19 protein-coding genes and 1 pseudogene are annotated in these 26613 nt (G+C 70.9%); 9 read left to right on the forward strand and 11 right to left on the reverse strand.

The genetic code is table 11. The features are described from left to right. Positions 1-31: 31 nt before the first annotated feature. Positions 32-658, forward strand: coding sequence for a hypothetical protein (locus tag CEB94_RS30885; protein WP_175435290.1), 627 nt, complete (start codon positions 32-34; stop codon positions 656-658). Here CEB94_RS30885 and CEB94_RS30890 read toward each other — a convergent pair. The 3 genes from CEB94_RS30890 to CEB94_RS30900 form a co-directional block, all read right to left on the reverse strand. Beyond that, positions 652-1218 (reverse strand): DUF488 domain-containing protein, encoded by a 567-nt coding sequence (locus tag CEB94_RS30890; protein WP_175435291.1) that lies wholly within the window; start codon positions 1216-1218, stop codon positions 652-654. The two genes, CEB94_RS30885 and CEB94_RS30890, sit on opposite strands and share 7 nt — an antisense overlap. Before the next feature lie 60 nt (positions 1219-1278). Further along, positions 1279-2808, reverse strand: coding sequence for a helix-turn-helix domain-containing protein (locus CEB94_RS30895; RefSeq protein ID WP_175435292.1), 1530 nt, complete (start codon positions 2806-2808; stop codon positions 1279-1281). 84 nt (positions 2809-2892) lie between these two features. Beyond that, positions 2893-3093, reverse strand: a complete 201-nt coding sequence (locus CEB94_RS30900; RefSeq protein WP_175435293.1) for a DUF4236 domain-containing protein — start codon at positions 3091-3093, stop codon at positions 2893-2895. Between the two features lie 263 nt (positions 3094-3356). Here CEB94_RS30900 and CEB94_RS30905 point away from each other — a divergent pair, with 263 nt between their 5' ends. Further along, on the forward strand, positions 3357-6152 hold the full coding sequence (locus CEB94_RS30905; protein WP_281292534.1) for an aconitate hydratase: 2796 nt from the start codon (positions 3357-3359) through the stop codon (positions 6150-6152). A gap of 82 nt (positions 6153-6234) precedes the next feature. On the opposite strand, the gene CEB94_RS30910 is transcribed toward CEB94_RS30905, so the two are convergent. The 5 genes from CEB94_RS30910 to CEB94_RS30930 all read right to left on the reverse strand — a co-directional run bounded on the left by CEB94_RS30910 (position 6235) and on the right by CEB94_RS30930 (position 13836). After that, a complete protein-coding gene (locus CEB94_RS30910) occupies positions 6235-7590 on the reverse strand; it encodes an ABC transporter substrate-binding protein (protein WP_175435295.1) in 1356 nt (451 codons plus the stop codon). An 84-nt stretch (positions 7591-7674) separates the two neighbouring features. Beyond that, positions 7675-8970, reverse strand: coding sequence for a sugar ABC transporter permease (locus CEB94_RS30915; RefSeq protein ID WP_246111961.1), 1296 nt, complete (start codon positions 8968-8970; stop codon positions 7675-7677). After that, the gene (locus CEB94_RS30920) at positions 8967-9746 is read right to left on the reverse strand and encodes an ATP-binding cassette domain-containing protein (RefSeq protein ID WP_175435297.1); all 780 of its coding nucleotides are present in this window, start codon (positions 9744-9746) and stop codon (positions 8967-8969) included. Before CEB94_RS30920 ends, CEB94_RS30915 begins: the two co-directional genes overlap by 4 nt. Positions 9747-9760: 14 nt before the next feature. Next, entirely contained in the window at positions 9761-10843 is a 1083-nt protein-coding gene (locus CEB94_RS30925; protein ID WP_175435298.1) for a sugar ABC transporter substrate-binding protein, read from the reverse strand. Then, the gene (locus tag CEB94_RS30930; RefSeq protein WP_246111962.1) at positions 10843-13836 is read right to left on the reverse strand and encodes a SpoIIE family protein phosphatase; all 2994 of its coding nucleotides are present in this window, start codon (positions 13834-13836) and stop codon (positions 10843-10845) included. The genes CEB94_RS30925 and CEB94_RS30930 overlap by 1 nt, the downstream gene beginning before the upstream one ends. A 275-nt stretch (positions 13837-14111) precedes the next feature. Here CEB94_RS30930 and CEB94_RS30935 point away from each other — a divergent pair, with 275 nt between their 5' ends. After that, a complete protein-coding gene (locus CEB94_RS30935) occupies positions 14112-15032 on the forward strand; it encodes an aminoglycoside phosphotransferase family protein (protein WP_175435299.1) in 921 nt (306 codons plus the stop codon). 74 nt (positions 15033-15106) lie between these two features. On the opposite strand, the gene CEB94_RS30940 is transcribed toward CEB94_RS30935, so the two are convergent. Beyond that, complete coding sequence (locus CEB94_RS30940; RefSeq protein ID WP_175435300.1) at positions 15107-16165, reverse strand: lytic polysaccharide monooxygenase auxiliary activity family 9 protein; 1059 nt, start codon at positions 16163-16165, stop codon at positions 15107-15109. Positions 16166-16571: 406 nt separating this feature from the next. Here CEB94_RS30940 and CEB94_RS30945 point away from each other — a divergent pair, with 406 nt between their 5' ends. Further along, a complete protein-coding gene (locus CEB94_RS30945; RefSeq protein ID WP_175435301.1) occupies positions 16572-16982 on the forward strand; it encodes an MmpS family transport accessory protein in 411 nt (136 codons plus the stop codon). Positions 16983-17084: 102 nt separating this feature from the next. On the opposite strand, the gene CEB94_RS30950 is transcribed toward CEB94_RS30945, so the two are convergent. Beyond that, positions 17085-18083: an acetylxylan esterase gene (locus tag CEB94_RS30950; protein ID WP_175435302.1), complete on the reverse strand. Its 999-nt coding sequence runs from the start codon at positions 18081-18083 to the stop codon at positions 17085-17087. 231 nt (positions 18084-18314) lie between these two features. Here CEB94_RS30950 and CEB94_RS30955 point away from each other — a divergent pair, with 231 nt between their 5' ends. From CEB94_RS30955 to CEB94_RS30975, 5 genes are all read left to right on the forward strand, one after another. Continuing rightward, a complete protein-coding gene (locus CEB94_RS30955; protein ID WP_175435303.1) occupies positions 18315-19307 on the forward strand; it encodes an ABC transporter permease in 993 nt (330 codons plus the stop codon). Beyond that, the gene (locus tag CEB94_RS30960) at positions 19301-20173 is read left to right on the forward strand and encodes a carbohydrate ABC transporter permease (RefSeq protein ID WP_175435304.1); all 873 of its coding nucleotides are present in this window, start codon (positions 19301-19303) and stop codon (positions 20171-20173) included. The genes CEB94_RS30955 and CEB94_RS30960 overlap by 7 nt, the downstream gene beginning before the upstream one ends. Positions 20174-20218: 45 nt before the next feature. Then, entirely contained in the window at positions 20219-21874 is a 1656-nt protein-coding gene (locus CEB94_RS30965; RefSeq protein ID WP_175435305.1) for an ABC transporter substrate-binding protein, read from the forward strand. Between the two features lie 61 nt (positions 21875-21935). After that, entirely contained in the window at positions 21936-22619 is a 684-nt protein-coding gene (locus CEB94_RS30970) for a hypothetical protein (RefSeq protein ID WP_175435306.1), read from the forward strand. Continuing rightward, positions 22616-24616 (forward strand): beta-galactosidase, encoded by a 2001-nt coding sequence (locus CEB94_RS30975; RefSeq protein WP_175435307.1) that lies wholly within the window; start codon positions 22616-22618, stop codon positions 24614-24616. The genes CEB94_RS30970 and CEB94_RS30975 overlap by 4 nt, the downstream gene beginning before the upstream one ends. On the opposite strand, the pseudogene CEB94_RS30980 reads toward CEB94_RS30975, so the two are convergent. Further along, positions 24610-26600 (reverse strand): annotated as a pseudogene (locus CEB94_RS30980) (alpha-glucuronidase). The gene CEB94_RS30975 and the pseudogene CEB94_RS30980 sit on opposite strands and share 7 nt — an antisense overlap. Positions 26601-26613: the final 13 nt, after the last annotated feature.

Genomic DNA, 26613 nt, shown 5'->3' on the forward strand with positions numbered 1-26613 from the left:
TGAAGCCCGCGCATTCGACTGGGGGAAACCCATGGGGGAGACCATGCAGATCCGTGACCGAGGCATCCGTACCACCGTGGCCGCGTTGGCGGCCGTCGCCGGTGTCGCCGCCGCCGCCGTCCCGGCCGCCGCCACCCCGGCCTCCGACACACCCCGGTTCCTGGAGCCGGCCGAACTGCCGCCGCACCCGACCTCGCCCTGGTACGCCGGCCCGGTCACCGCCGGCCAGCCCGACCCGCTGCCGATCTGCGTGGGCGACGCGCTGCCGTCCATCAGCACGCACCGGGACTACGGGACGGAGTACGACACGAACGCCCAGCAGATCACGGTCGAGGAGCGCAGCGAACAGCGGGCGAAGGACTTCGCGGCACTGCTGCGCAAGGACCTCGCCGGCTGCGCGAAGAAGCTGATGCGGCAGGACCCGGACATCACGGCGACGCAGAAGTACTACGGCCGGCTGAACGTCGAGGAGGGCGCCGACGTCTACGGCATCCACACCGTCTCCGCCTGGGGCTCCTCCGACATCGGCCTCTTCTCGGTCGGCCGCGACGGCACGGCCGTGACGGTCGTCCGGTGGGCCCAGATGGGCACGTTCCAGCACGCCCAGGTGGCCGACTTCAAGGCCACGACCGTCACCGCGGTGAACAAGCTCTACTGACCGGCTCGGCCGCGGGCCTGCTCGGTGCGGCCGTCCTGGTCGTCGTACACGAGCAGCCCGTCGTCGCGCAGGCGGGCGCCGGGCGTCGGGGTGTGGGTGCCCAGGCGCCCGTCGTGCATGAGGTGCCGAACCGGCACGCCGCGGGCGAGGACCGCGAAGTCGGCGATCAGGCGGCGGTGACAGCGCCACCAGACCGCCTCGCCGCACATCACGGCGGTACGGGCGTCCGCGGCCTCGCGCAGCAGGCGGTCCATGGCGGAGACGAACTCGGGGGAGCGGGTGTGGGCGGCGTACCCGCGGAAGGAGTCGTTGCGCCACACGAGGTCCGGACTGTCCGCGGGCAGGGGGCGGAACCCGCCGAGGGCGGGTTCCCACCGGTAGGCGATGCCGGCACCCGGCAGCCACTGGGCGAGCCGCTCCCGCAGCAGGTCGGGGTCGCGGCGGCTGCCGGGAGCGGTCCGCACGTCCACGACGGCCGCCACGCCGGCATCACGCAGCAACTCGGTGATCCGGTCCCGGCCCGCGGTGCTGTGCCCGAACGTCAGCAGAAGCGCGTCCACAGGCACGGACTTTCCCGTTCCGGCGGGCCCACACCTGAGGACGCGCTCCCCGTGAGATGGCTAGATGTCCCGGAACGTCTCGATCTGCGCCCCGATCGAGTTCAGCCGCTCCGCCAGGTCCTCGTAGCCCCGGTTGATGACGTACACGTTGCGCAGCACCGACGTGCCCTCGGCCGCCATCATCGCCAGCAGGACGACCACCGCGGGGCGCAGGGCCGGCGGGCACATCATCTCGGCGGCACGCCAGCGGGTCGGGCCCTCGACCAGGACACGGTGCGGGTCCAGCAGCTGGAGGCGGCCGCCGAGGCGGTTCAGGTCGGTCAGGTAGATCGCGCGGTTGTCGTAGACCCAGTCGTGGATGAGGGTCTTGCCCTGGGCGACCGCCGCGATGGCCGCGAAGAACGGGACGTTGTCGATGTTCAGGCCGGGGAACGGCATGGGGTGGATCTTGTCGATCGGCGCCTCCAGCTTGGAGGGCCGGACGGTGAGGTCCACCAGCCGGGTGCGGCCGTTGTCGGCGAAGTACTCGGGCGTGCGGTCGTGGTCGAGGCCCATCTCCTCCAGCACGGCCAGCTCGATCTCCAGGAACTCGATCGGCACCCGGCGCACCGTCAGCTCCGACTCGGTGACGACGGCCGCCGCGACCAGGCTCATCGCCTCGACCGGGTCCTCGGAGGGGGAGTAGTCCACGTCGACGTCGATGGTCGGCACGCCGTGCACGGTGAGGGTGGTGGTGCCGATGCCGTCGACCTTGACGCCGAGGGTCTCCAGGAAGAAGCACAGGTCCTGGACCATGTAGTTGGACGAGGCGTTGCGGATGACGGTGGTGCCGTCGTGCCGGGCGGCGGCGAGCAGCGCGTTCTCGGTCACCGTGTCGCCGCGCTCGGTCAGGACGATCGGGCGGTCGGGGCTGACCGAGCGATCGACCTGGGCGTGGTACTGCCCTTCGGTGGCGGCGATGTCCAGGCCGAAGCGGCGCAGCGCGATCATGTGCGGCTCGACCGTGCGCGTACCGAGGTCGCAGCCGCCGGCGTACGGCAGCTTGAAGTGGTCCATGCGGTGCAGCAGCGGGCCGAGGAACATGATGATGGAGCGGGTGCGACGGGCCGCGTCCGCGTCGATGGCCGCCAGGTCCAGCTCGGCCGACGGCACGATCTCCAGGTCGACACCGTCGTTGATCCACCGGGTGCGTACGCCGATGGAGCCCAGCACCTCCAGGAGGCGGTACACCTCCTCGATGCGGGCGACGCGGCGCAGCACCGTGCGCCCCTCGTTGAGCAGTGAGGCGCACAGCAGCGCCACGCACGCGTTCTTGCTCGTCTTCACGTCGATGGCGCCGGACAGCCGGCGCCCGCCGACCACTCGCAGATGCATCGGACCGGCGTAGCCGAGCGACACGATCTCGCTGTCGAGGGCCTCCCCGATGCGCGCGATCATCTCAAGGCTGATGTTCTGGTTGCCGCGCTCGATCCGGTTGACGGCGCTCTGACTGGTGCCGAGCGCCTCGGCCAGTTGCGACTGTGTCCAGCCCCGGTGCTGCCGAGCGTCACGGATGAGCTTGCCGATGCGTACGAGGTAGTCGTCTGCCATGCGCTTGAGGTTATCTCAGATATGAGATGGCACCCGATCGGGGGGTCCGAACGGGTGACGGGACGTCAACCCCGCCCGGCGGCCTCAGGGTCGACGCGCCTTGGTGGTGCGCCGCCATCCGAAGGGTCCGGGCAGGTCCATCGATGTCGTACGACGTCCTGTGCTGCTGCGGGTGTGGCGCGGGCCGTTCTTTCCGCCGCCGGTGGTGATGGACCAGGAGCGCTTGTTGATGTTCAGTCGCACTCCCGGAAGGATCCGGAAACTCTTGCGGAACGTGAGCGGCATGCCTGTCTCCTCTCCGTCGTGCGTGGATACCTGGTTCGGATACCCGGGAAAAGGGCGTACATGACCGCATGGCGGGCGCCGGGGCATGACCATCCGGCGCTCGTGTACTAGAGTTATCTCGACATCGAGATATCTGCCGAGAGAGCACCCCAGCCGCCACCCTCGGTAAGGGTTACCTAACTTAGCCTTACCTTAGCGGATCGGCCAAGATGCCGTGGCGGCAGGATCGTGGTGGTACGCGCACATCAATGAAGGAGACTGTCGTGTCGGCGAACAGCTTCGACGCCCGCAGCACGCTGCAGGTGGGCGACGAGTCGTACGAGATCTTCCGGCTGGACAAGGTGGAGGGCTCGGCTCGCCTTCCCTACAGCCTCAAGGTCCTGCTGGAGAACCTGCTCCGTACCGAGGACGGCGCGAACATCACCGCCGACCACATCCGTGCCCTCGGTGGATGGAACTCGCAGGCCCAGCCCAGCCAGGAGATCCAGTTCACGCCGGCCCGCGTGATCATGCAGGACTTCACCGGCGTTCCCTGCGTCGTGGACCTCGCGACCATGCGTGAGGCCGTGAAGGAGCTGGGCGGCGACGCGGCGAAGATCAACCCGCTGGCGCCGGCCGAGCTGGTCATCGACCACTCCGTCATCGCCGACAAGTTCGGCACCAACGACGCCTTCAAGCAGAACGTCGACCTGGAGTACGGCCGCAACAAGGAGCGCTACCAGTTCCTGCGCTGGGGCCAGACCGCCTTCGACGAGTTCAAGGTCGTCCCGCCCGGGACCGGCATCGTCCACCAGGTGAACATCGAGCACCTGGCCCGTGTCGTGATGGTCCGCGACGGCAAGGCCTACCCGGACACCCTGGTCGGCACCGACTCGCACACCACCATGGTCAACGGCCTCGGCGTGCTCGGCTGGGGCGTCGGCGGCATCGAGGCCGAGGCCGCCATGCTGGGCCAGCCGGTCTCCATGCTCATCCCGCGCGTCGTGGGCTTCAAGCTCACCGGTGAGCTCACCCCCGGCACCACCGCCACCGACCTGGTGCTCACCATCACCGAGATGCTGCGCAAGCACGGCGTCGTCGGCAAGTTCGTCGAGTTCTACGGCGAGGGCGTCGCCGCCACCTCCCTCGCGAACCGCGCCACCATCGGCAACATGTCGCCGGAGTTCGGCTCCACCGCCGCGATCTTCCCGATCGACGACGAGACCATCAACTACATGCGCCTGACCGGCCGCAGCGAGCAGCAGCTCGCGCTGGTCGAGGCGTACGCCAAGGAGCAGGGCCTCTGGCTCGACCCGGCCGCCGAGCCCGACTTCTCCGAGAAGCTCGAGCTCGACCTGTCGACCGTCGTGCCGTCCATCGCCGGCCCGAAGCGCCCGCAGGACCGCATCGTCCTCGCCGAGGCCGCCCAGCAGTTCGCCAAGGACGTCCTCAACTACGTCGAGGTGCCCGCCGCGCAGCCCGCCGCCGCGACCTCCCCGGTCGACGAGGCCAGCGACGAGTCCTTCCCGGCCTCCGACGCCCCGGCCTACGGCAGCCAGGAGAACGGCGCCGGCGCGCCGCAGCACGCCGACGGCACCGGTGCCGCCGTTCCGTCCAACCCGGTCACCGTCACCGCCCCCGACGGCTCGACGTACGAGATCGACCACGGCGCCGTGACCGTCGCGGCCATCACGTCCTGCACCAACACCTCCAACCCGTACGTCATGGTCGCCGCCGCGCTGGTGGCCAAGAAGGCGGTGGAGAAGGGCCTGACCCGCAAGCCGTGGGTCAAGACCACCCTCGCCCCGGGCTCCAAGGTCGTCACCGACTACTTCGAGAAGGCGGGCCTGACCCCCTACCTCGACAAGGTCGGCTTCAACCTCGTCGGTTACGGCTGCACCACCTGCATCGGCAACTCCGGCCCGCTGCCGGAGGAGGTCTCCCAGGCCGTCAACGACCACGACCTCGCGGTCACCTCGGTCCTCTCCGGCAACCGGAACTTCGAGGGCCGGATCAACCCCGACGTCAAGATGAACTACCTGGCGTCCCCGCCGCTGGTCGTGGCCTACGCGCTCGCCGGTTCCATGAAGGTGGACATCACCAAGGACTCCCTGGGCACCGACCAGGACGGCAAGCCGGTCTTCCTGAAGGACATCTGGCCGACCGAGGCCGAGGTCAACGAGGTCGTCGCCAGCGCCATCGGCGAGGACATGTTCTCCAAGTCCTACGCGGACGTCTTCGCGGGTGACGCCCAGTGGCAGGCGCTGCCGATCCCGACCGGCAACACCTTCGAGTGGGACCCCGAGTCGACCTACGTGCGCAAGCCCCCGTACTTCGAGGGCATGACGATGGAGACCACCCCGGTCTCCGACATCTCCGGCGCCCGGGTACTGGCCAAGCTGGGCGACTCGGTCACCACCGACCACATCTCCCCGGCCGGCGCCATCAAGGCCGACACCCCGGCCGGCAAGTACCTCACCGAGCACGGTGTGGAGCGTCGCGACTTCAACAGCTACGGCTCCCGCCGTGGCAACCACGAGGTCATGATCCGCGGTACGTTCGCCAACATCCGCCTGCGCAACCAGATCGCGCCGGGCACCGAGGGCGGCTACACCCGCGACTTCACGCAGGCGGACGCCCCGGTCTCCTTCATCTACGACGCCTCGCAGAACTACCAGGCCGCCGGCATCCCGCTGGTCGTCCTGGCCGGCAAGGAGTACGGCTCCGGCTCGTCCCGCGACTGGGCCGCCAAGGGCACCGCGCTCCTCGGCGTCAAGGCCGTCATCGCCGAGTCCTACGAGCGCATCCACCGCTCGAACCTCATCGGCATGGGCGTTCTGCCGCTGCAGTTCCCGGAGGGCCAGTCCGCCGCGTCCCTCGGCCTCACCGGTGAGGAGACCTTCGACTTCACCGGCGTCGAGGAGCTCAACAACGGCACCACCCCGCGCACGGTGAAGGTCACCACCGACACCGGCGTCGAGTTCGACGCGGTCGTCCGCATCGACACCCCCGGCGAGGCGGACTACTACCGCAACGGCGGCATCATGCAGTACGTGCTGCGCAGCCTGATCCGCAAGTAAGCGGACCGCCACGGCGTTTCGAGGGCCGCGTTCCCGGGTGACCGGGGGCGCGGCCCGCGCCGTTCGCACGCAGGCAGGCCGGTCACTCGCCGCGGTACTTCGCCGCCGCGGCCTGGGCGAGGTCCTGCGCCTTGTCCAGGGCCGCGTCCACCGACTGCTGCCCGGCGATGGCCGCGGCGATCTGCTCGGAGACCGCCGTACCCAGCACGGCGAACTCGGGGATGCCCAGGAAGCCGATGCCGTCGTAGGGGCGGGGGTCGACGCCGGGGTTCTTCGGGTCGGCGGAGTCCGTCGCCGCCGTGTACTCCTGCCGGTACCAGGCACCGGCCGCCTGCTGGTACTCGGGCCTCTCGTAGAGCGACTTGCGGTTCCCGGCGGGCGCCGAGGTCCAGCCCACCTCCTGGCCGACCAGCTCCTGGAACTCCCTGGAGGAGGCCCAGGAGATGAACTCCCAGGCGGCGTCCTTGTTCTCGGACGCCTGCTGGATGGCCCAGGCCCAGGTCCACAGCCAGCCCGCCTTGTCCGTCCGGTCGTGCGGGGCCGGGACGTAGCCCACCGTGCCCTTGACCGAGGAGCTGTCGGCCTCGATCGACGAGGCCAGCGACGTGGCGTCGTACATCATGGCGCACTTGCCCTGGACGAAACGGTCCAGGATCTCCAGCACACCCATCCGCTCGGCACCGGGCTGGCCGTGGTTGCGCAGCAGGTCGACGTAGAACCCGACGGCCTTCTTGAACTCCGGTGAGGTCAGGCGGGCGTTCCAGTCCATGTCGTACCAGGCGCCGCCGAAGGTGTTGACGACCGTGTTGATCGGGGCGAGGTTCTGCCCCCAGCCGGGCAGGCCGCGCAGGCAGATGCCGCTCGCGCCGTCGGTTCCGTCGACCCGGGCGGCGAGGGCGGCGACCTGTTTCCAGGTCGGCTTCGGCGGCATGGTCAGCCCGTCCTTGCGGAACAGGTCCTTGCGGTACATCAGGAAGGAGCCCTCGCCGTAGAAAGGTTCGGCGTAGAGCTTGCCGTCCTCCCCGGTCAGCGAGGACGCCAGGTTCGGGAAGACGTCGTCGTGGTCGAAGTCCTCGTCGGCCTTCACATACGAGTCCAGCGGGGCGAGCCAGCCGTTGTCCGCGTAGATCGGCACCTCGTAGGCGCTGACGCTGGCCACGTCGTAGCGGCCGGCCTGGGTCGCGAACTCGCGGTTCATCGCCTCCCGCGCCTCGTTCTCCGGCAGCACCGTGTAGTCGACGGTGATGCCGGTCTCCGCCGTGAAGTGCTTCTTGGTGAGCTTCGTGAGGGTCTGGATCTGCGGCACGTCCGTCGCGAGCACGCTGAGGTCGGCCTGCTCCTCGCCGCTCGGCAGATCCGTGTCACCGCACCCGGCGAGAACCAGACCGGCGGCGGCCGTGACGGTCACGGCCGCCTGGGCGAGGCGGCTACGTTTCATGACATCTCGCCCCATACCCACCTTTGCCATTTGTTAGGCATTTCGTATGAAACGGATTAACGAGGAATTCCGCCGCGTCACCGCTCACGGCCGACCGCGTCTGGCCTGGGCGCGTCTGGACAGCGCGTCGGCCGCGACGGCGGCCAGCAGCACCCCGCCGGTGATCATGAACTGCACGGCGTCCTCGACCCCCAGCAGCCCCATGCCCGAGGCGATCGACTGGATGACCACCACACCGAGCAGCACCGACCAGGGCGAGCCCCGCCCGCCGAACAGACTCGTCCCGCCGATGACGGCCGCCGCGATCGCGTTGATCAGCAGCATCCCCGAACCGGCGGCACGCGCCGTCGTGGGGCTCGCCGAGGTCAGCCCGGACGCCACGAACAGCCCGCCGACCGCGGCCAGCGTCCCCGACACCATGAACATCGCGACCCGCACCCGCTCCACCCCGATCCCGGCCCGCCGCGCCGCCTCGACCCCGCCGCCGAGCGCGTACACCCGCCGCCCGTAGCGGGTGCGGCGCAGCACGTAGTCCGAGACGACCAGGACCACCAGGAAGATCAGCAGCGCGAGCGGCAGCCCCTGGAACCGGTTGAGGGTGGAGGCCGCGGCGAAGGCGAGCACCGCGAGGAGACCGGTGCGCAGCCAGATCTCGCCCTCGGGCCGGTAGGGCATCCCGGCCGCCCGGTGACGGCTGCGCCGGCGGTGGGCGGCTAGGACGTACCCGGCCGTGCCGAGCGCCGCGAGCGCGTACGCCGCCAGGTCGTTGCCGAAGTGGCGGCTGGTCAGAGAGGCGACCAGGCCCTCCTCGTCGATGTTGATCGTGCCGCTGGCCCCCAGCAGGTAGAGCGTCAGGCCGTTCCAGATCAGCAGCCCGGCCAGCGTCACCACGAACGCCGGCACACCGAGCCGGGCGTGGAAGAACCCGTGGAAGGCGCCCACGGCCGTCCCCGCTGCCACCGCCACGATCACCGCCAGCCACTCCGGCACCCCGTGGTTCACGTTCAGCACGGCGAACGCCGCCCCCGCCAGGCCGCTGACCGAGCCCACCGACAGATCGATCTCGCGGATCAGCAGGACGAACACGATGCCGACGGCGACCAGCCCGGTCCCGACGATGTCCACGCTGAGGTTGGACAGGTTGCGCGGCGAGAGGAACTTGTCGTCCAGCGCCTGGAAGACGATCCAGATCACGATCAGCCCGGCGATGACCAGGAGCGGCCCCCGCTCGCCGTCGCGCACACTGCCGCGGACGTCCAGGGCGTACTCCCGCAGGTTGTCCTGCCAGCCCCGGGTGCGCTGCCCGCCGCCGGTGGTGACCGGCCCGGCGCTGCCCGGCCCGGCCGGTCCGCCGTCCCGGTGCGGCCCGCCGCGGCTCACGGCCACGCCTCCTCGTCGCCCTTCGAGCGATGGGCCACGGCGTTGTCCGCCGCCCCGGTGACGGAGGAGATGATCTGCTCCTGGGTCACCGTGCTCACGTCGAACAGTCCGTTGTTGCGGCCCAGCCGCAGCACGGCCACCCGGTCCGCCACGGCCTTGATGTCGCCCATGTTGTGACTGATGAGGATGATCGCCATACCGCGGTCGCGCACCTCCTCGATCAGGTCGAGCAGATGGCTGGTCTGCTCCACGCCGAGGGCGGCGGTGGGCTCGTCGAGCAGCAGCACCTTGGGGGCGCCCATGAGCGAACGGGAGATCGCGACGGCCTGCCGCTGCCCCGCCGACAGCGCGGCGACCGGCACCCGCACGTCGGGGATGCGGATCGACAGGGCGCGCATCAGGTCACGGGCCCGGCGCTCCATCTCGACCTCGTCGAGGATGCCCACCCGGTCGATCTCGCGGCCGAGGAAGAGATTGCCGACGACGTCCAGGTTGTCGCACATGGCGAGATCCTGGTACACGGTCGCGATGCCCAGGGCGTGAGCGTCGTGCGGGCGTTTGATCTGCACGAGGCGGCCCTCCCACTCGATGACGCCCCGGTCGGCGGGGCTGACCCCGGAGATCACCTTGACGAGCGTGGACTTGCCCGCTCCGTTGTCGCCCGCCAGGGCCACGACCTCACCGGCCCGGATCCGCAGGTCGACGTCCACGAGCGCCTGGACACCGCCGAACCGCTTGGTGATGCCGCGCAACGCCAGTACGGGTGGATGGGCCACGGTGACCACCTCACTCACCGGGTGAGCCCGGCCCGGTCGCAGGCCGAGCGGAGCTTCGGGGTGCAGATCTGGTCGAGTGTGTAGACACCGTCCCGGACGAGCGTCCGGCCGATCGTCTCGCGCGTCACGGCGGTCGGGTCGAGCAGGATCGCCGGGACGTCCTCCGTCGTGGGGCTGTCCACCGTCGTCGTGACCAGGGCGTTGATGTCGTTGTCCCGCGCCAGGGCGACGGCCATCGCGGAGGCCGCCTCGGCCTCCAGCCGGAACGGCTTGTACACGGTCATGTACTGCTCGCCCTTGACGATGCGCTGCACGGCGTCGAGGTCGGCGTCCTGCCCGGTGACGGGCGGCAGCGGGGAGACGCGGGCGCTCTTGAGCGCCGAGATGACACCGGCGGCGATCGAGTCGTTCGCGGCGAGCACCCCGTCGATCCGGCCCGGGCCGAGGGCGCTGATCGCGGCGGACATGTGGTCGTGCGCGTTCTCCGTACGCCAGCCCAGGGTGTTGTACGACTTCAGGATCCGCACCTCGTCCCGCAGGACGGCCCGGGCCCCGCCCTCGTACCAGGCGGCGTTGGGGCTGGACGGGTCGCCGTTCACCATGACGACTCCGCCGCCGTCGGCCCTGGCGCCCATGCCCTTCAGGAGCGCCTGGCCCTGCAGCCTGCCGACCTGGGCGCCGTCGAAACTGACGAAACCCGAGATCGGGCCCTCGGCGAGCCGGTCGTAGGCGACGACCGGGATACCCTCGCGCTGCGCCGCGCGGACCGAGGAACGCAGGGCCTTGGGGTCGACGACGTCCAGGATCAGGGCGGAGACGCCCCGGGTGATCATGGAGTTCATCTGCTGCCGCTGGCTCGCCGCGTCGTTCTCGGCGTTGGCGTACACGACCGTGCAGTCCGAGCACAGCTCCTTCACCCGCTTCTCGATCAGGGGCTTGTCGGACTTCTCCCAGCGGGGCACGGCCCGGCTCGGCAGCAGCAGCCCGATGGCCGGACCACTCCCGCTCTCGTCGCCGCTGTCGGTACACCCGGCGAGGGACACGGCCAGGAGGACCGCCAGCAGCCCGGCGGCGCCACGCACACCGAGGCCACGCATCAGGGACCTCCCTCGGGGAGCCGACCCGGACGGGCGACCGCGCCTGTACTCCGGTCAGGGTTCCGGTTCTGGTACGGGGGCGGGCCCGGGACCGGGCCCGGGGTGCCGTTCGGGGTCGCGTCGTCATTGTCGTCCGTCGCCCGGTCGCCTGCGCGGCCCGGGGCCTGGTCGTCGTGGCGGTCCGTGGGCCGGTCGCCGTCGTGGTCCGTGGCCCGGGCGCCTGTGCGGTCCCTGGCCCGGTCGTCGTCGCGGTGCGGGTCGTGGTCGCGGGTCTTGCGGCGGTCCCGGTTGCGGCCCAGACCCCAGCTTCGGTCCCGGCCCAGGCCCCAGACGCGGCCCGGCTTCCGCTCCTCCTCCGGCTCGGCCTCCGGTTCCTCGTCCGGCTCCTCGCCGGGTTCCGTTTCCCGTTCCGGACGGGTGACGACGATCTCGCTCCACACCTGCTTGCCGCCACCCACCGGTACCGAGCCCCAGGCCGCCGACACGGCCTCGACCAGGAAGAGCCCCCGGCCACCCGTCGACTCCCAGTCCACGACCACCGGCTTGGCCGGCGCCCGGGGCGAGGAGTCGCTCACGCTCACCCGCAGCCGGTCCGCCGCCAGGGTCAGCTCCACCCGGACGGCGCCCTGCGTGTGCACCAGCGCGTTGGTGACCAGCTCCGACACCACCAGCAGGACGGTGTCGGCCTCGGCCGAGAGGCCCCACGAACGCAGCGTGCGCGCACTGAACCGGCGGGCATGCATCACCGCGTCCGGCAGCCGCCACACCACCCAGCCCGCCCGCACCGGCCGTACCCGCATCCCGTCGTAGCGCAGCAGCAGCACCGCCACGTCGTCCTCACGGCGCCCGTCCTCGCCGAGCAGCTCGTCGGCCATCCGCCCCGGGTCGGCGGGATCGGCCGTGGCGAGTGCCTGGCGTACGAGCCGCATACCCTCGTCCAACTGCAGATCCGCCGACTCGACCAGACCGTCCGTCACCAGCGCGAGCACCGAGCCCGGGGCGAGCGCGAGTGCCGTCAGCGGGAACTCCGCGTCCGCGAGGACGCCCAGCGGGAGCCCACCCTCGACCGCGATCTCCGCGGTGCCGCCGTCGGGATGCCGCACCAGCGGCGCCAGATGCCCGGCCCGCACGAACAGCGCGTTGCCCTCCTCCATGTCCAGCTCGACGTAGCAGCAGGTGGCGAACAGGTCCGTCTCCATGCCGACGAGCAGCCGGTTGGCGTGCGCGACGACCACGTCCGGCGGATGCCCCTCCACGGCGTACGCCCGGACCGCCGTACGCATCTGCCCCATGATCGTGGCGGCCCCGGCGCTGTGCCCCTGCACATCCCCGATGACCAGCGCCACCTTGCTTTCCGACAGCGCGATCACGTCGTACCAGTCGCCGCCCACCTGGAGACCGCGCCGGGCGGGCAGATAGCGGGCCACGGCGGTGCCGCCGGGCAGCCGCGGAAGCCGGCGCGGCAACAGGCTGCGCTGGAGCATCGTCGCGAGCTCCTGCTCGGCGTCGTAGGCGTGCGCACGCTTCAGGGCCTGACCGACCAGGCCCGCGGTGGCGGTCAGCAGGGCCCGCTCCTCGGGGGCGAACTCGTGCGGAGTGTCCCAGCCGACCAGGCACACCCCGGCCACCCCGTTCTTGGCCGGCAGCGGCAGCACCGCGAGCCCGCCGGGACCGATCCCCGCGAGCCCCGGCTCCAGTTCCGAACCAACCGGCCACAGGCTCACCCGCCCGTCCCGCAGGGCCGCCTGGAGCGTGGGCAGGGCGGTGACCGGCGCGTCGGGCCACTCCGAGCGCCACTCGCGTCGCCACAGCTCCGGCCAGGCACCCGCACCCGGCGGATCGAGCACGCTGACCGCCAGCCGGTCCTCCAGCAACTCGGCGAGCGCCACCCGGTCGGCCCCCAGCGGCTCGCGCAGCGCGGCGACCACCACACGGCTGACGTCCCGGACGGTCGTGGCGTCGTCGAGCGCGGCCGTCAGCCACTGGATCCGGGCGACGTCGCTGGCGCTGCGGCGCAGCACGGGCGCCGCGCTCACCACACCCAGCACCCGCTCCGGCGCGCCGTCGGGTCCCTTGAGCACCCGGCAGCTCAGCCGCAGCCAGCACAGCTCACCGGTCGGCCGGCGGATACGGAACTCCAGCTCACGGCGGCCCGGCGTCTGCGCGGACGGCTCGATGACCGACATCAGCGCCGGGACGTCCTCCGGGACGCTGCACGAGAGCAGGGTGTCGGTCTTGCCGTCGAAACCGCCCTCGGGGATGCCGACGAGTTCGAGCAGGGCCGGGTCCGTCTCGACCAGCCCGGTGCCGGGCGACAGGGCGAAGGAACCGACCCCCATGGCGCGCTGGGCGGAATCCAGCAAGAGCGAGGGCGCCGACCGGTCGGCCTCGCCCCGCAGCCGCTCGGCGACGGCCTTGGCGTACCGCTCCAGAAACTCCCGCTGCTCGGTCCCGAAACCCTCCCCGGCCTCTCCCACCACGACGAGACATCCCAGCCACCCGCCCGCGGCCCCCAGCGGCAACGCCCCGAGCGGAGCGGAGGCGGCTGCGGCCTCCTCGCGCCCGGCGAGCACCACACCCGCGAGCCACACGGCCCGCCCCCGCAGGTAGGCCTCGGCGACGGCAGGGCAACCGCCTCCCGTGTCCGCCTCGCCCGCAGACACCGAGAGGGGGGCGCCCTGGGAAGCGGCCGGTGCTTCCGGCCCGGGGGAGGCGCTCGACCCCGCGCCAGGAGATCCCCCCGACACCGGGACCGCCACACGCCCCGGCACCTGGTACCGCTGCTCGGACGCCGCCCCGGCCGACTCCACCAGCCGGAGCTCCGTCCCGTCCTCACCGCGCACGTACACCGCCGCCAGCGCCACCCCCGCGAACGCCAGCAGACGCGCTCGCGCGGCGGCCGGCTCCGGAGCGGGACGAGGCGGACCGGCGCCCCCGTTCCCCGGCGCCCGAAGACCGGGGACCGCGGCCCGGGCATCGCCGTCATGGGGCATGTCCGCATCCACCTCCCGTCCATGCCGCAGCCACCGGCAGGTGGGAGTCCCCGGAACTCAGGCGACGACGACGCGGGCACGGGACCGGCGGCGCGGGGTCGCGCCTCCCATGGCGGATCCACGCCGCTCATGAGCGGCAGGGCACCCACAAACAGAATCGCACACCTGGATAACAGCGACATATGGGGCGGAGGAACCGGCTCGGTCAGCACAACCGGCTGGTTCTGATCACGCACCCGGCGACCCGGGACACCGCTCGGCTAACGTGGCGCCGCATGGCACCTACGGAGATCGAGATCACCGCGGAACTGGTCCGGGACCTGCTGCGCGACCAGCACCCCGACCTGGCCGATCGCCCGGTGCGGCTCGGCGCCCGCGGCTGGGACAATCAGCTCTGGCGGCTCGGGGACGACCTGGCCGTCCGGTTGCCCTGGGCGACGCAGTCCGCGGACGCGCTGCTGCGCAAGGAACACGCCTGGGTGCCCGCCCTCGCCCCGCACCTCCCGCTGCGCGTCGCCGTCCCACAGCGCCTGGGCGAGCCCTCCGAGCGGTTTCCGCGGCCGTGGATCGTCACCACCTGGGTCCAGGGCGCCCCTGCCGACCGGGCTCCCGCGACCCGCGCCGCCGAGTCGGCCGACGCCCTGGCCGCCTTCCTGACGGCTCTTCACCGCCCGGCCCCCGCGGAGGCACCCGTCGGCCGTGGCCGCGGCGGCCCTCTGGGAGAGCAGGTCGAGGAACACCTCACCCGGGAGCTGGCCACGGCCACGGAAGCGGGCCTGATCCCCGACCCCGACGCCGTCCGCGCGATCTGGCAGGACGCCGTCACCGCACCCGACTGGACGGGACCGGCCCTCTGGCTGCACGGTGACCTGCATCCGGCCAACATCCTCACCGCGGACGGCACCTTCTGCGGCGTGATCGACTTCGGCGACCTCTGCGCGGGCGACCCGGCCTGCGACCTCGCGGCGGCCTGGATCCTGCTCCCGGACGGCGCCGCCGACCGCTTCTTTCGCGCCTGCCGGCCGACCCCGGACCCCGCGACCCTGCGCCGCGCCCGCGGCTGGGCACTCCTGCGTGCCGTCACCTGCCTCCTCATCGCGGAGGCCGGCGACCAGGGCCGCCCCGGCGGCAAACCGACCTGGGGCCCACCGGCCGAGGCAGCACTGCACCGACTGGTCGCCACGGCCGGCCGATAGGGGACCGGGCCACTACGGGCAGGGCCGCGCAGCGGGCCCGGCCTCCGGTCACCGGGCCCGCCCCGTGCGGCGGTTCAGCCCACCCGGCAGGGCAGACCGCTCGTACTGTCACCCCCCGGCCCGGAGACGACGTAACCGAACGTCGTGCTCTTGCCCGGGGCGAGGGAGCCGTTCCAGTTGGAGTTGTGGACCATCACCGCCTGGCCGTTGTAGGTGGCGCTGCCGCTCCACAGGCTCTCCACCTTCTGGCCCGTCGGGAGTGTCCAGTCGACCATCCAGCCGAGCATCGGGACGGTGCCGGTGTTGGTGACGGTGACCTCGGACTGGTAGCCGCCGTTCCAGGTGCCCGTGGTCTTGCGGGTGGCCGTGCAGGTGCCGGGCACCGGCTCGGACGGGTTGCCCGGCTCCTTGATGCCGGTCACCTCGCCGTTGCCGCCGTCGAAGACGACGTCGGAGCAGGAGTAGAAGGTCTCCTGGCTGTCGGAGCGCTGCCAGACCATGTAGATGATGTGGCGGCCCGACTTGCCCTCGGGGAGCTTGCCGGCCCAGGAGTAGTTGGCCTCGACCGTGCCCGGGGAGCCGTTCAGCGGCGGGTGGTCGACGCTCAGGAACGGCCGCTCCTCCATGTCGTTCCAGGTGAGCGTCTTGGTCGGGTCGAAGCCGTCCTTGGTGATGTAGACGTAGAACCAACCCGGGTGCGCCGCCCAGGCGTTGTACGAGAAGTCGACCGTCGCGCCCGAGGTGAGATGGGTGAGCGGCCAGTCCTTGCTGGGCGTGTTGAACCCGGTGAAGTTGGTGTTGCCGCCGCTGCACAGCTCGCCGTCCGGCACGAAGCCCTTGGTGCGGCCGGCGCCGTCCGAGCGGAGCACCGAGAACCAGTTGTAGAACGGCGTGGTACCGCTGACCTGCTGCGCACCCCGGCAGGCGGGGTTCACCGGCTTGATCTCACCGGTGTCGGTCAGCCCGTCCTGCCAGCACAGGAACGTGCGGCTGCCGGGCTTCATGGGGGTGCCGTGCGCCTCCGCCTCGCCACCGGCCGTCATGACCAGACCGATGGCCGGGACCGTGACGAGGAGGGAGAGCAGGACGAGGAAGAGAGCTCTGGCCCGGGTGGGGAGCGCTAAGCGGGGCATCGTGGATCCTCCCGGCTTTCTTGTCAGGATCATGACAGCATCATCCGTTTCGTGGGGGTACGGCCTGCGGATGTGTGTGCGCTGATGCGCGGGATGGGAGCGATTCGAGGGCGGGTTCCGGTCCACCGTCATGGGAGCGCTCCCATCCCGCCTGTTGCGGAAGCTAGCGCTCGGTGGCACAGATGTAAACGGCTCGCGCGAAAGGGGCCGTGGACGGGCGCCCGGTCCGACGGGCGCAGGGATCGGCAGCCGGTGGTCGCCATGCCGAGCTGCTCGAAGTGGAACGTCGACCGCACCGGATGTCTCCACCGGTCCCGCCCATGAGGCGGCCGCACAGCGGAAGTTGACTTTGCTTTACCTTTGCGGTTGGCTGCGGATCCGACCAGCATGATCCGGGGGGATCCCTTTGAACCGCACCGTCCGCGCAGCCGTCTGCTCCGTCGCAGTCACCGCTCTCGCGCTCGGCCTCAGCTCCTGCTCCGAGGCGGTCGACCAGGTCGACAAGGCCGTGAACGAGACGTACGAGGTCACCTACGAGGTCACGGGCAAGAACGTCGACTCGATCGAATTCCACGGCGGCGGTGGCAAGGCCATGGAGCCGAAGATCGAGTCGGTGTCGAAGCCCGAGCTGCCCTGGAAGAAGACGGTCACGCTGCGCGGCATCATGCCCGCGGCGGTCATGCCGGTCGCCGCGGACCCCGAGGGCGCCCAGGTCACCTGCAAGATCATCCACAAGGGCAAGGTGCTCGAGGAGCAGAGTGCCGACGGCCTGGTGACCGCCGGCGGCTGCACCGCGGAGTCCCCGATCACGAAGTAGCCCGGGCGGGGCGGCCCCGGCAGGCCGTCCCGGCGGTCCGCCCCGGCCTGCACCACTCCAACTGGAGCGCAGCCCGGGCTTGCGCCACCACGACCGGTGCGATCAGCCGCGCCGGCCGTCCAGCACCGATCGCACCCAGGTCAGTTGACGGCGCACCTGCACCGCGTCGCCACCCTCGTGTCCGTTGAACGGATAGGCGTGGATCTCCCTGTGAGGGTCGGTGCCGGTCAGTTCGGCGTAACGGTTGAAGGCGGCGTACGCGCCGCTCGGCGGGCAGATCGCGTCCCGCAGGCCGACACCGAAGTGGGCCGGAGCCTGCGCGCGGCGGGCGAAGGAGACACCCTCGACGTAGGAGAGGGTGCGACGGGCGGCGTGCTCGGCACCCCGGTGGACCGACAGGTACGCGGCGATCTCGCCGTAGGGGCCCGCGTCGGTGAGGTCGAGGGCGCGGCGGATGCCGCACAGGAGCGGGGCGGTGACCAGGACGGCCGCCAGGTCCGGGACGAGCCCCGCGACCGCCAGGGCCACCCCGCCCCCCTGGCTGTTGCCGACGGCGACGGTCCGCTCCGGATCGACACCCGGCAGCCCCCGCACCGCCGCGACCGCACGCACCGCGTCCGTGATCAGGCGCCGGTAGTGGTAGTCCTCGGCGGTGAGCAGCCCCCGCACCGCCGGCCCGGGCCCGCCCGGCGCGGCGGCGTGCGGATCGGCCGTGTCACCGCCGCACCCGTACTGGTCGCCCTGGCCGCGGTTGTCCATGAGTAGATGCGCGTAGCCGGCGTTGACCCATGTCAGGCGCTCGTGCGGAAGCCCGCGCCCGCGCCCGTAACCGGCGAACTCGACCACGACGGGCAGTAGTTCCTCCGCCCCGGCAGGCCGGCTGAACCACGCTCGCACCGGGTCACCCGCGAAGCCCCGGAACGTCACGTCCCAGGTCTGCGTCAGCCGCAGTCCCGTCTCCACCGGCCGCACCGACACCACGGGGTCCGCTTGCCCGGCCTCCGTCAGCGTGCTCGTCCAGAACGCGTCGAAGTCGGCGGGCTCCCCGATGTCCGGGCGGTGGCGCTCCAGTTCCGTCAGCGGCAGGTCGAACGCGGGCACGGCGGCACCTCGCAGGAGTCGGTGGTCATCCAGAAACTTGCGACGGGGGCAGGGCTGTCGGCCTCTGGGGTCTACCCAGCTTCGACGACGTTCCAACGCGTCCCAGGCGTCCCGTCCGAGTGCCGCAGTACCCATTGACAGCGCTTTCTGGGGCCCATAAGTTGCCGCAAGTTACCGGTAAGAGCTCGAAAGTTTCGGTTCCGCGTCCCATGCCCACGGGAGGCCCGAGCAATGAGCACGTCCACCACATCGGCCCCGCCGGGCACCCAGGATCAGCCTCCGGCCCGGGCCGCCCCCCGCCGCGGCAAGCGGGCACCCGCCCGGACCGGCTGGCGGCGGGCGCTGCGCCGCGACTGGCAGTTGTACTCGCTGGCGATCCTGCCGCTGCTGTTCTTCCTGGTCTTCCGCTATCTGCCGATGATCGGCAACGTGATCGCCTTCCGGCGCTTCGAGCCCGGAGGTTCGATCTTCGGCGAGGACTGGGTGGGGCTGCGCTATGTGCGGATGTTCCTCAGCGACCCCACCTTCTGGCAGGTGTTCCGCAACACCCTGTGGCTGGGCGGGCTCACGCTCGTCTTCTGCTTCCCGATCCCGATCGTGCTGGCGCTGCTGCTGAACGAGGTGCGGCGGCGTTCCCTGAAGCGGTTCGTGCAGTCGGTGTCGTACCTCCCGCACTTCCTGTCGGTCGTGATCGTCGCGGGCATCACGATGCAGATGCTGGCGAGCGACGGCCCGGTCAACCACGTCCTCGGCCTGCTCGGCCACGACCCGGTCCGCTTCATCCAGGAACCCGGGTGGTTCCGCACCGTCTACGTCGGTTCGGAGATCTGGCAGACCGCCGGCTGGGGCACGATCCTCTACCTCGCCGCGCTCACCACGATCGACGAGGACCTGTACGAGGCGGCCCGGATCGACGGCGCCAACCGCTGGCAGCAGATCTGGCACGTCACCCTGCCCGGCATCCGCCCCACCATGATCACGCTGCTGATCCTCAACGTCGGCACGTTCATGGCGGTCGGCTTCGAGAAGGTACTGCTGCTGTACAACGCGCTCACGTATCCCACCGCCGACGTGATCTCGACGTACGTCTACCGGGCCGGCGTCGAGTCCAACAGCTTCAGTTACGCCGCCGCCATCGGCCTGTTCGAGGCGATCATCGGCCTGGTCCTCATCACGTCCGCCAATCAGCTCTCGCGCCGCACAGTGGGGACGAGCCTGTGGTGAAGCCGAGCCGCTCCTACCGGGTCTTCCAGGGCGTCAACGGGGTGATCCTCACGATCGTCGTGCTGGTGACCCTCTACCCCTTCGTCAACATCCTCGCGCGGTCCTTCAGCGGGGAGCGGCAGATCAGGGCCGGTGAGGTGACCCTGCTGCCCAAGGGGTTCAACCTCACCACGTACGAGATCGTGTTCCAGGACTCGATGTTCTGGCGGAACTACGGCAACACCGTGCTCTACACGGTCGTCGCCACGGTGATCGCCATGGTCCTGACGACCTGTTACGCCTACGTCCTGTCGAAGAAGCACCTCAAGGGCCGCGGCGTACTCGTCGGCATCGCCGTGTTCACCATGTTCTTCACCGGCGGCCTGATCCCGAACTACATCCTGGTCACCAGCCTCGGCCTGAAGAACAGCGTGTGGGCGATCGCCCTGCCGAACGCGATCAGCGTCTTCAACCTGCTGGTGATGAAGGCCTTCTTCGAGAATCTGCCCACGGATCTGGAGGAGGCCGCGCAGATCGACGGCCTGAACACCTACGGCGTCCTGCTCAGGATCGTGCTGCCGCTGTCCAAGGCGGTCGTGGCGACGATGGTGCTCTTCTACTCGGTGTCGTTCTGGAACTCCTGGTTCAGCGCGTTCCTCTACATGGACCGGACCGACCTGATGCCGGTCACGGTCTACCTGCGCAACCTCATCCAGGGCGCCACCGGCGGCGGCAACGCCGGTGCCGGAACCGAGCAGCTCAGCCAGGTCGGCGCGAACATCCAGGCGGTCACCATCGTCCTCACCGCCCTGCCGATCCTCTGCGTGTACCCGTTCGTCCAGCGCTACTTCGTCTCGGGCGTGATGCTCGGCGCGGTCAAGGGCTGACCGCCGCACCTCCCACCAACTGGCCTACGGAACAAGGGGGTTCCCGTGAAGAACGCAGGACAGCTGTCGCGGCGCCAGATACTCGCCGCCGCCGGATTCATCGGCCTCGCCACCGTCACCGGCTGCGGCAGCGGGGACGACGACGGGGACGGCAAGGACCTGTCCAAGAAACAGGACGGGGCGATGAAGAACTACCGGGCCGGACAGCAGTTCAAGGCTTCCAAGCCGCTGTCCTTCTCGGTGCTGCACAACAACAACCCGGTGTATCCGATGAAGAACGGCTGGCTGTTCTGGAAGGAACTGACCAAGCGCACCGGCGTGACGCTCAAGCCGGTCGACGTCCCGCTGGCCGACTACGAGAAGAAGCGCAGTGTGCTCATCGGCGCGGGCGACGCGCCCCTTCTCATCCCCAAGACGTACCACCCCTCCGAGGTGGCCTTCGTCTCCTCGGGCGCGATCCTCCCGGTCAGCGACTACGTCAAGCTGATGCCCAACTTCCGCGACAAGGTGCGCAAGTGGAAGCTGGAGCCCGAGCTCGACTCCATCCGCCAGTCCGACGGCAAGTACTACCTGCTGCCCGGCCTGCACGAGAAGGCCAAGTCCGGCTACTCGCTCTCCTTCCGCACGGACGTCCTCGACCGGCTCGGCCTCAGCCTGCCCACCACCTGGGACGAGGTGTACGACGTCCTCAAGGCGCTCAAGGAGGAGTACCCCGACACATACCCGTGGAGCGACCGCTGGAGCACCAACACCCCTTTCCCGTGCGGCGCGTTGTTCCGCTATCTCGGCCAGGCGTACGGCGTCAAGGCGGGCTGGACGTACGACAACATCAGCTTCGACACCAAGACGCAGAAGTTCGTCTTCACCGCGACCCAGGACGCCTACCGGCAGATGATCGAGTACCTGCGCAGACTCGTCGCCGAGAAGCTCCTCGACCCCGAGAGCTTCACCCAGCAGGACGACCAGGCGGTCCAGAAGCTGCTGGCCGAGAAGTCCTACGTGATCAGCGCCAATCCGCAGGAACTGGTACAGAACTACCGCTACAACCTCGGCAAGCAGGTCAAGGGCTCGAAGATCGAGATGGTCCCGGTGCCCCTCGGCCCGGCCGGCCCGGTCCTCCTGAGCGGCATCCGGCTGGAGAACGGCGTCATGATCTCCAGCGAGGCCCTCAAGAGTGCCGACTTCGTCGCGATGATGCAGTTCGTGGACTGGCTCTGGTACTCCGACGAGGGCCAGAAGTTCTGCAAGTGGGGCGTCAAGGACGTCACGTACACCGAGTCCGGCGGCACGTACCGGCTGAAGCCGGGGATCACACTGATGGGCTCCGACCCCGACGCCCCGAAGGACCTCCAGAAGGACTACGGCTTCTTCAACGGCGTGTTCACCTACGGCGGCAGCTGGGAGCTGGTGTCCTCCACCTTCAGCCCGGACGAGAAGAAGTTCGAGGACGCCATGTCCCAGCGCGAGGAACTGCCCGTCGACCCGGCCCACCCGCTGCAGTCGTTCGAGCAGGAGCAGGCGACCCTCTGGGACACCCCGCTCAAGGACCACGTCATCCAGAACACCCTCCAGTTCGTCCTCGGTAAGCGCCCGCTGTCCGAATGGGACGCGTACGTCGCCGAGTTGGAGGCGAAGAACATGCAGCAGCTCGTCGACCTGCACAACAAGGCGTACGAGCGGTTCAAGAAGGAGAACGGGTGATCCGCGTCCCCGACTCGCCCTGGCAGGACGAGCGGCACCTGCTCGGCCTGGAGGCCCCCGCATGAGCACCGTAGGCACCACCGGCTTCGGCACCGGAACCCTCTCCCGCGCCTCCGCCCTGATCCACACCCTCCTGACCGTCGAGGCGCTGCTCCTCCTCGCCGCCTCCCCGGGCCTGGCCGGACTGCTCCTGCTCGGCCCCGACCCCGCGAACCTCCCCCTCGCGGCCCTGTGCCTGCTGCCCCTCGGACCGGCCCTGTCCGCCGCGCTCTACGCCCTCCACCACCGCAGCCGCGACCTCACCGAACTGCACCCGGCCCGCGCCTACCTGCGCGGCTGGCGGCTCAACGCCGTACCGGCGCTGAGGCTCTGGACCCCCCTGCTGGCCTGGCTGACGGTCATCGCCTTCACCCTCACGCACTTCTCCGCCACCGGCCTGCCCGGCTGGTGGGCGCTGCTGCTCGCGGCGATCGGCGCCGGCTCCCTCCTGTGGGGCGCGCACGCCCTCGTCCTCACCTCGCTCTTCGCCTTCCGCGCCCGGGACACCGCCCGCCTCGCCGCGTACTTCCTGTTCCGGCACGGCCGCACCACCCTCGCCGTCCTCTCCCTGCTGGTCCTGACGGCGGCGTCGGCAGCCCTGCTGACCGAGGCCCTGCCCGCCCTGCTGGCCGCCCCGCTGCTGCTGTCCCTGCTGCACGGCAGCCGCCCGGTGATCGCCGAGACGCGGAAGGACTTCACCGCATGACGGACAAGATCCGCTACGGCGGCGACTACAACCCCGAGCAGTGGCCTCAGGAGGTCTGGGACGAGGACCACCGGCTGTTCACCCGGGCCGGCATCGACACCCTCACCGTCGGCGTCTTCACCTGGTCCCTCACCCAGCCGGCCCCGGACACCTACGATTTCACGATCCTGGACCGCGTTCTGGACCGGGCCTCCGCCGAGGGACGCCGGGTCTGCCTGGCCACCGGCACCGCCGCCCTCCCGCCCTGGCTCGCCAAGCGGCACCCCGAGGTCAACCGCACCGACTTCGAGGGCCGCCGCCACCGCTACGGCCAGCGCCACACCTTCTGTCCCAGCTCACCGGCGTACCGCGCACACGCCACCGCGCTGGCCGCCCGCCTCGCCGAGCGGTACACCGGCCACCCCGCCCTGCTCGCCTGGCACATCAACAACGAGTACGGCGGCGCCTGTTACTGCGAGCTGTGCGCCGAGGCGTTCCGGGACTGGCTCCGGGACCGGCACGGCACCCTCGACGCGCTCAACGACGCCTGGTGGACCACCTTCTGGTCCCACCGCTACACCGACTGGGGCCAGATCGAGCCGCCGAACGCCCTCACCGAGCACTGGCGCGGCCCCGACCACACCGCCTTCCAGGGCATCACCCTCGACTACTTCCGCTTCACCACCGACGCCCTCCTCGGCTGCTTCCTGGCCGAGAAGGAGGTGATCCGCGCCCACGACCCGGACACGCCCGTCACCACCAACTTCATGGGCACCTTTCGCCCCCTCGACTACCACCGCTGGGCGCCCCACCTGGACTTCGCCTCCTGGGACAACTACCCGCCCCTCGACGCCCCGCCGACCCGGCCCGCCCTCGCCCACGACCTGATGCGCGGCCTGAAGGACGGCGCCCCCTTCTGGCTGATGGAGCAGACCCCGTCGACGACGGCCTGCCGTGACGTCAACCCGCTCCGGCGGCCCGGTGAACTCCGCCTCGCCACCTTCCAGGCGATCGCCCACGGCGCGGACGCCGCCCTCTACTTCCAGATGCGCGCCTCCCGGGGCGCCTGCGAGAAGTACCACGGGGCGGTCATCGGCCACGCTGGCCGCGACGACACCCGCGTCTTTCGCGAAGTCGCCGAACTGGGAAGGGAACTGCAGGCCCTGGGCGACCGGACGCTCGGCGCCCGCACCCCCGCCCGCACCGCCCTCCTCTTCGACTGGGACAGCTGGTGGGCCCTGGAGATCTCCGACGGCCCCTCCCGGCTGGTGAAGTACCCGGACGTCGTCCACGCCTACTACCGGGCCGCCCGCGAGGCCGGCGCAGACGTGGACGTGCTCCCGCAGACCGCCGACCTCACGCCCTACGACGTGGTCCTCACCCCCGCCCTGCACATGGTCAAGGGCGACCTCGCCCCCCGCCTCGAAGCCGTCGCCGCCCGCGGTGGCACGGTCCTGGCCACCTTCCTCTCCGGCCGCGTCGACGAACACGACCGGGCCTTCCTCACCGACGTCCCCGGCCCGCTGGCACCCCTCATGGGCGTCCGCGTGGACGAATGGGACGCCCGCCCGCCGGAGTTCACCCAGACCGTCCCCGAGCTGGGGGCGAAGGCCCGGCTCGTCTTCGAGATCGTGCTCCCGCGCGGCGCCGAACCGGTCGCCACCTACGGCACCGACTTCTACGCGGGCACCCCGGCCGTGACCCGCAACCCCTTCGGCGAGAACGACGGCGAGGCCTGGTACGTCGCCACCGCCCTCGACCAGCCGGGCGTCGACGAGGTCGTCCGCCGGATCCTGGCCCGCCACGACCTGCTCGGCCCCTACGCCGACCACCCGGCGGTCGAGACGGCGACCCGCGTCGCCCCCGACGGCACCCGCCTGCTCTTCCTCCTCAACCACGCCCCCGGACCGGCCCGCCTCACCGCCCACGCCACCGCGACCGACCTGCTCACCGGCAAGCGGCTGGACCAGGGCGAACCCCTGGTCCTCGACCCGCTCGGCGTGGCGATCCTTCAGTAGATCCGCCGCCCCCGCCCGTCCGGCACCCCGGACTTGCGGAGGAAGTAGCTGTTGAGCTGATCGCGCCACTCGCGGGCACCGCGGAGCTGCTCCTCATAGCGTTCCGCCACCCGGGCGTGGCGCGCCGGATCCACCAGCCCGGCCAGGGAGGCCCACACCGACCGGGCCTGCTCGACCTCCTCGACACCCTCGAAGTGCGTGTCGTAGATGTGCTGGATCACGCTCTTCCCGCTCGTCAGCACATGCCCGTACGGCACATGGTGAAAGAACAGCAGCAGCTCGTCCGGGCAGGTGTCCGGCGATTCGTAGAGCCCGGCCCACGGTGTGCCGTACTGCCCGGCGAACCCGGTGCCGCTCGCCACACTGCGGTCGACGCCGATCCCGTCCCGGTCGGCGAAGTGATAGGTCCCCACCGGCTGTACTCGTACCCGTCCACGCTCGGCCCGTAATGATGCCCCGGCTGCACCATGAAGCCGACGCCCAGGGGAGCGGTGTACTTCTCGTACGTCCGCCACGAGCCGTCGAGCACCGCGTGCAGCCCGGCGAACAGGCGCTTTGAGGCCTCCGGGAAGGTGAGCCCGATCCACTCGTCGAGCACCTCGCCCGGCTCGGCATCGGGCCGCCAGGCCAGCCGCCCGAAGGTGTAGAGGTTCGCCTGGGCGAGGGGATGCCCGGTCCAGAACGGGTCGTCCCCGACGTTCGACACGGCGACGAGCCCGCCCCGCGCCGACTCGCCCACGGGGAGCCCGGGTTCGTGCCGGAACCGCAGCACCTCGCTCCACATCGGCCCCAGCCAGCACACATGCCTCTGCTGCCCGGTGTACTCCTGGGTGACCTGCAGCTCCACCGCCAGCCTGGTCCGCGGCATCGCCCCGATCAGCGGCGAGACCGGCTCACGCACCTGGAAGTCCATCGGCCCGTGCTTCACCTGGAGCACGGCGCCGGCCGCGAACTCCCCGTCCAGCGGCACGAAATGGTCGTACGCGGCCCGGGCCCGGTCCGTCGTGCGGTCCCGCCAGTCCTGGCGGTGGTCGTAGACGAACGCCCGCCAGTGCACCGTGCCGCCGAACGGCTCCACTGCCGCCGCCAGCAGGTTCGCGCCCTCGGAGTGACTGCGGCCGTACGCGAACGGCCCCGGCTGCCCCTCCGAGTCGGCCTTCACCACGTACCCGCCGAAGTCGGGTATCGCCTCGTACACCCGCCGCGTCGCCTCGGCCCACCAGCCGCGCACCGCCTCGTCCAGCGGATCGGCGGTGGACAGCCCGCCCAGCGTGAGCGGTGCCGCGAAGGAGACCGACAGATGGGTGCGGATGCCGTAGGGCCGCAACGCCTCGGCGATATCGGCCACTTCACCGATCCGGTCGGTCAGCAGACGCGCCTCGGTCGCGTGCACATTGACGTTGTTCACCGAGATCGCGTTGACCCCGCAGGCCGCGAGCAGCCTGCCGTACGCCCGCACCCGCTCCAGGTCGCCGCGTGCCCGCCCGTCCTGCCAGAACAGCGAGCCGCCCGCGTACCCGCGCTCCACCTGGCCCATGACCGGGTGCACGGCCACGTTGTCCCAGTGGTCGAGCATGCGCAGGGCGAGCGCCGGGCGATGCGTCCGAGGCGGCCGCTCACCGCTGAACGCCGCCTCCCCGAGCCGTACGACATGGAACAGCCCGTACAGCAGCCCGCGTCCACCGCCGGCGGTGACGGTCGTCGTGCCGCCCTCACGCGCGAGGGTGAAACCCTCCTCGCCCAGGTGTTCCGGACCGTCGGCACCGAGGCAGAGGGCCAGGTCGTACGGGCCGTCGTCCGACGCGTCCCGCACGACCCGGCCCCCGAACCGCCGGCAAGCCTCCGCCACCTCCCCGTGCACCGTCTCCGCCAGCGGACCCGAGCCGCGGATCAGCGTCCGCCGGCCGCCGACCGCCCGGAAGGCGGCGGACGGCAGCCAGGCCGGGTCGACACCCTCGGGCAGGACGGGCACGGGAAGCGGCATCGGACCCCCAACT

Origin of the sequence: Streptomyces hawaiiensis, from assembly GCF_004803895.1 — a bacterium.
GTDB lineage: Bacteria > Actinomycetota > Actinomycetes > Streptomycetales > Streptomycetaceae > Streptomyces > Streptomyces hawaiiensis.

Coding starts and splice junctions, on each gene's coding strand:
- CEB94_RS30885 (WP_175435290.1), top strand. CDS start 32: ATGGGGGAGACCATGCAGATCCGTGACCGAGGCATCCGTACCACCGTG.
- CEB94_RS30895 (WP_175435292.1), bottom strand. CDS start 2,808: ATGGCAGACGACTACCTCGTACGCATCGGCAAGCTCATCCGTGACGCT.
- CEB94_RS30900 (WP_175435293.1), bottom strand. CDS start 3,093: ATGCCGCTCACGTTCCGCAAGAGTTTCCGGATCCTTCCGGGAGTGCGA.
- CEB94_RS30910 (WP_175435295.1), bottom strand. CDS start 7,590: ATGAAACGTAGCCGCCTCGCCCAGGCGGCCGTGACCGTCACGGCCGCC.
- CEB94_RS30925 (WP_175435298.1), bottom strand. CDS start 10,843: ATGCGTGGCCTCGGTGTGCGTGGCGCCGCCGGGCTGCTGGCGGTCCTC.
- CEB94_RS30930 (WP_246111962.1), bottom strand. CDS start 13,836: ATGCCCCATGACGGCGATGCCCGGGCCGCGGTCCCCGGTCTTCGGGCG.
- CEB94_RS30935 (WP_175435299.1), top strand. CDS start 14,112: ATGGCACCTACGGAGATCGAGATCACCGCGGAACTGGTCCGGGACCTG.
- CEB94_RS30940 (WP_175435300.1), bottom strand. CDS start 16,165: ATGCCCCGCTTAGCGCTCCCCACCCGGGCCAGAGCTCTCTTCCTCGTC.
- CEB94_RS30955 (WP_175435303.1), top strand. CDS start 18,315: ATGAGCACGTCCACCACATCGGCCCCGCCGGGCACCCAGGATCAGCCT.
- CEB94_RS30970 (WP_175435306.1), top strand. CDS start 21,936: ATGAGCACCGTAGGCACCACCGGCTTCGGCACCGGAACCCTCTCCCGC.
- CEB94_RS30975 (WP_175435307.1), top strand. CDS start 22,616: ATGACGGACAAGATCCGCTACGGCGGCGACTACAACCCCGAGCAGTGG.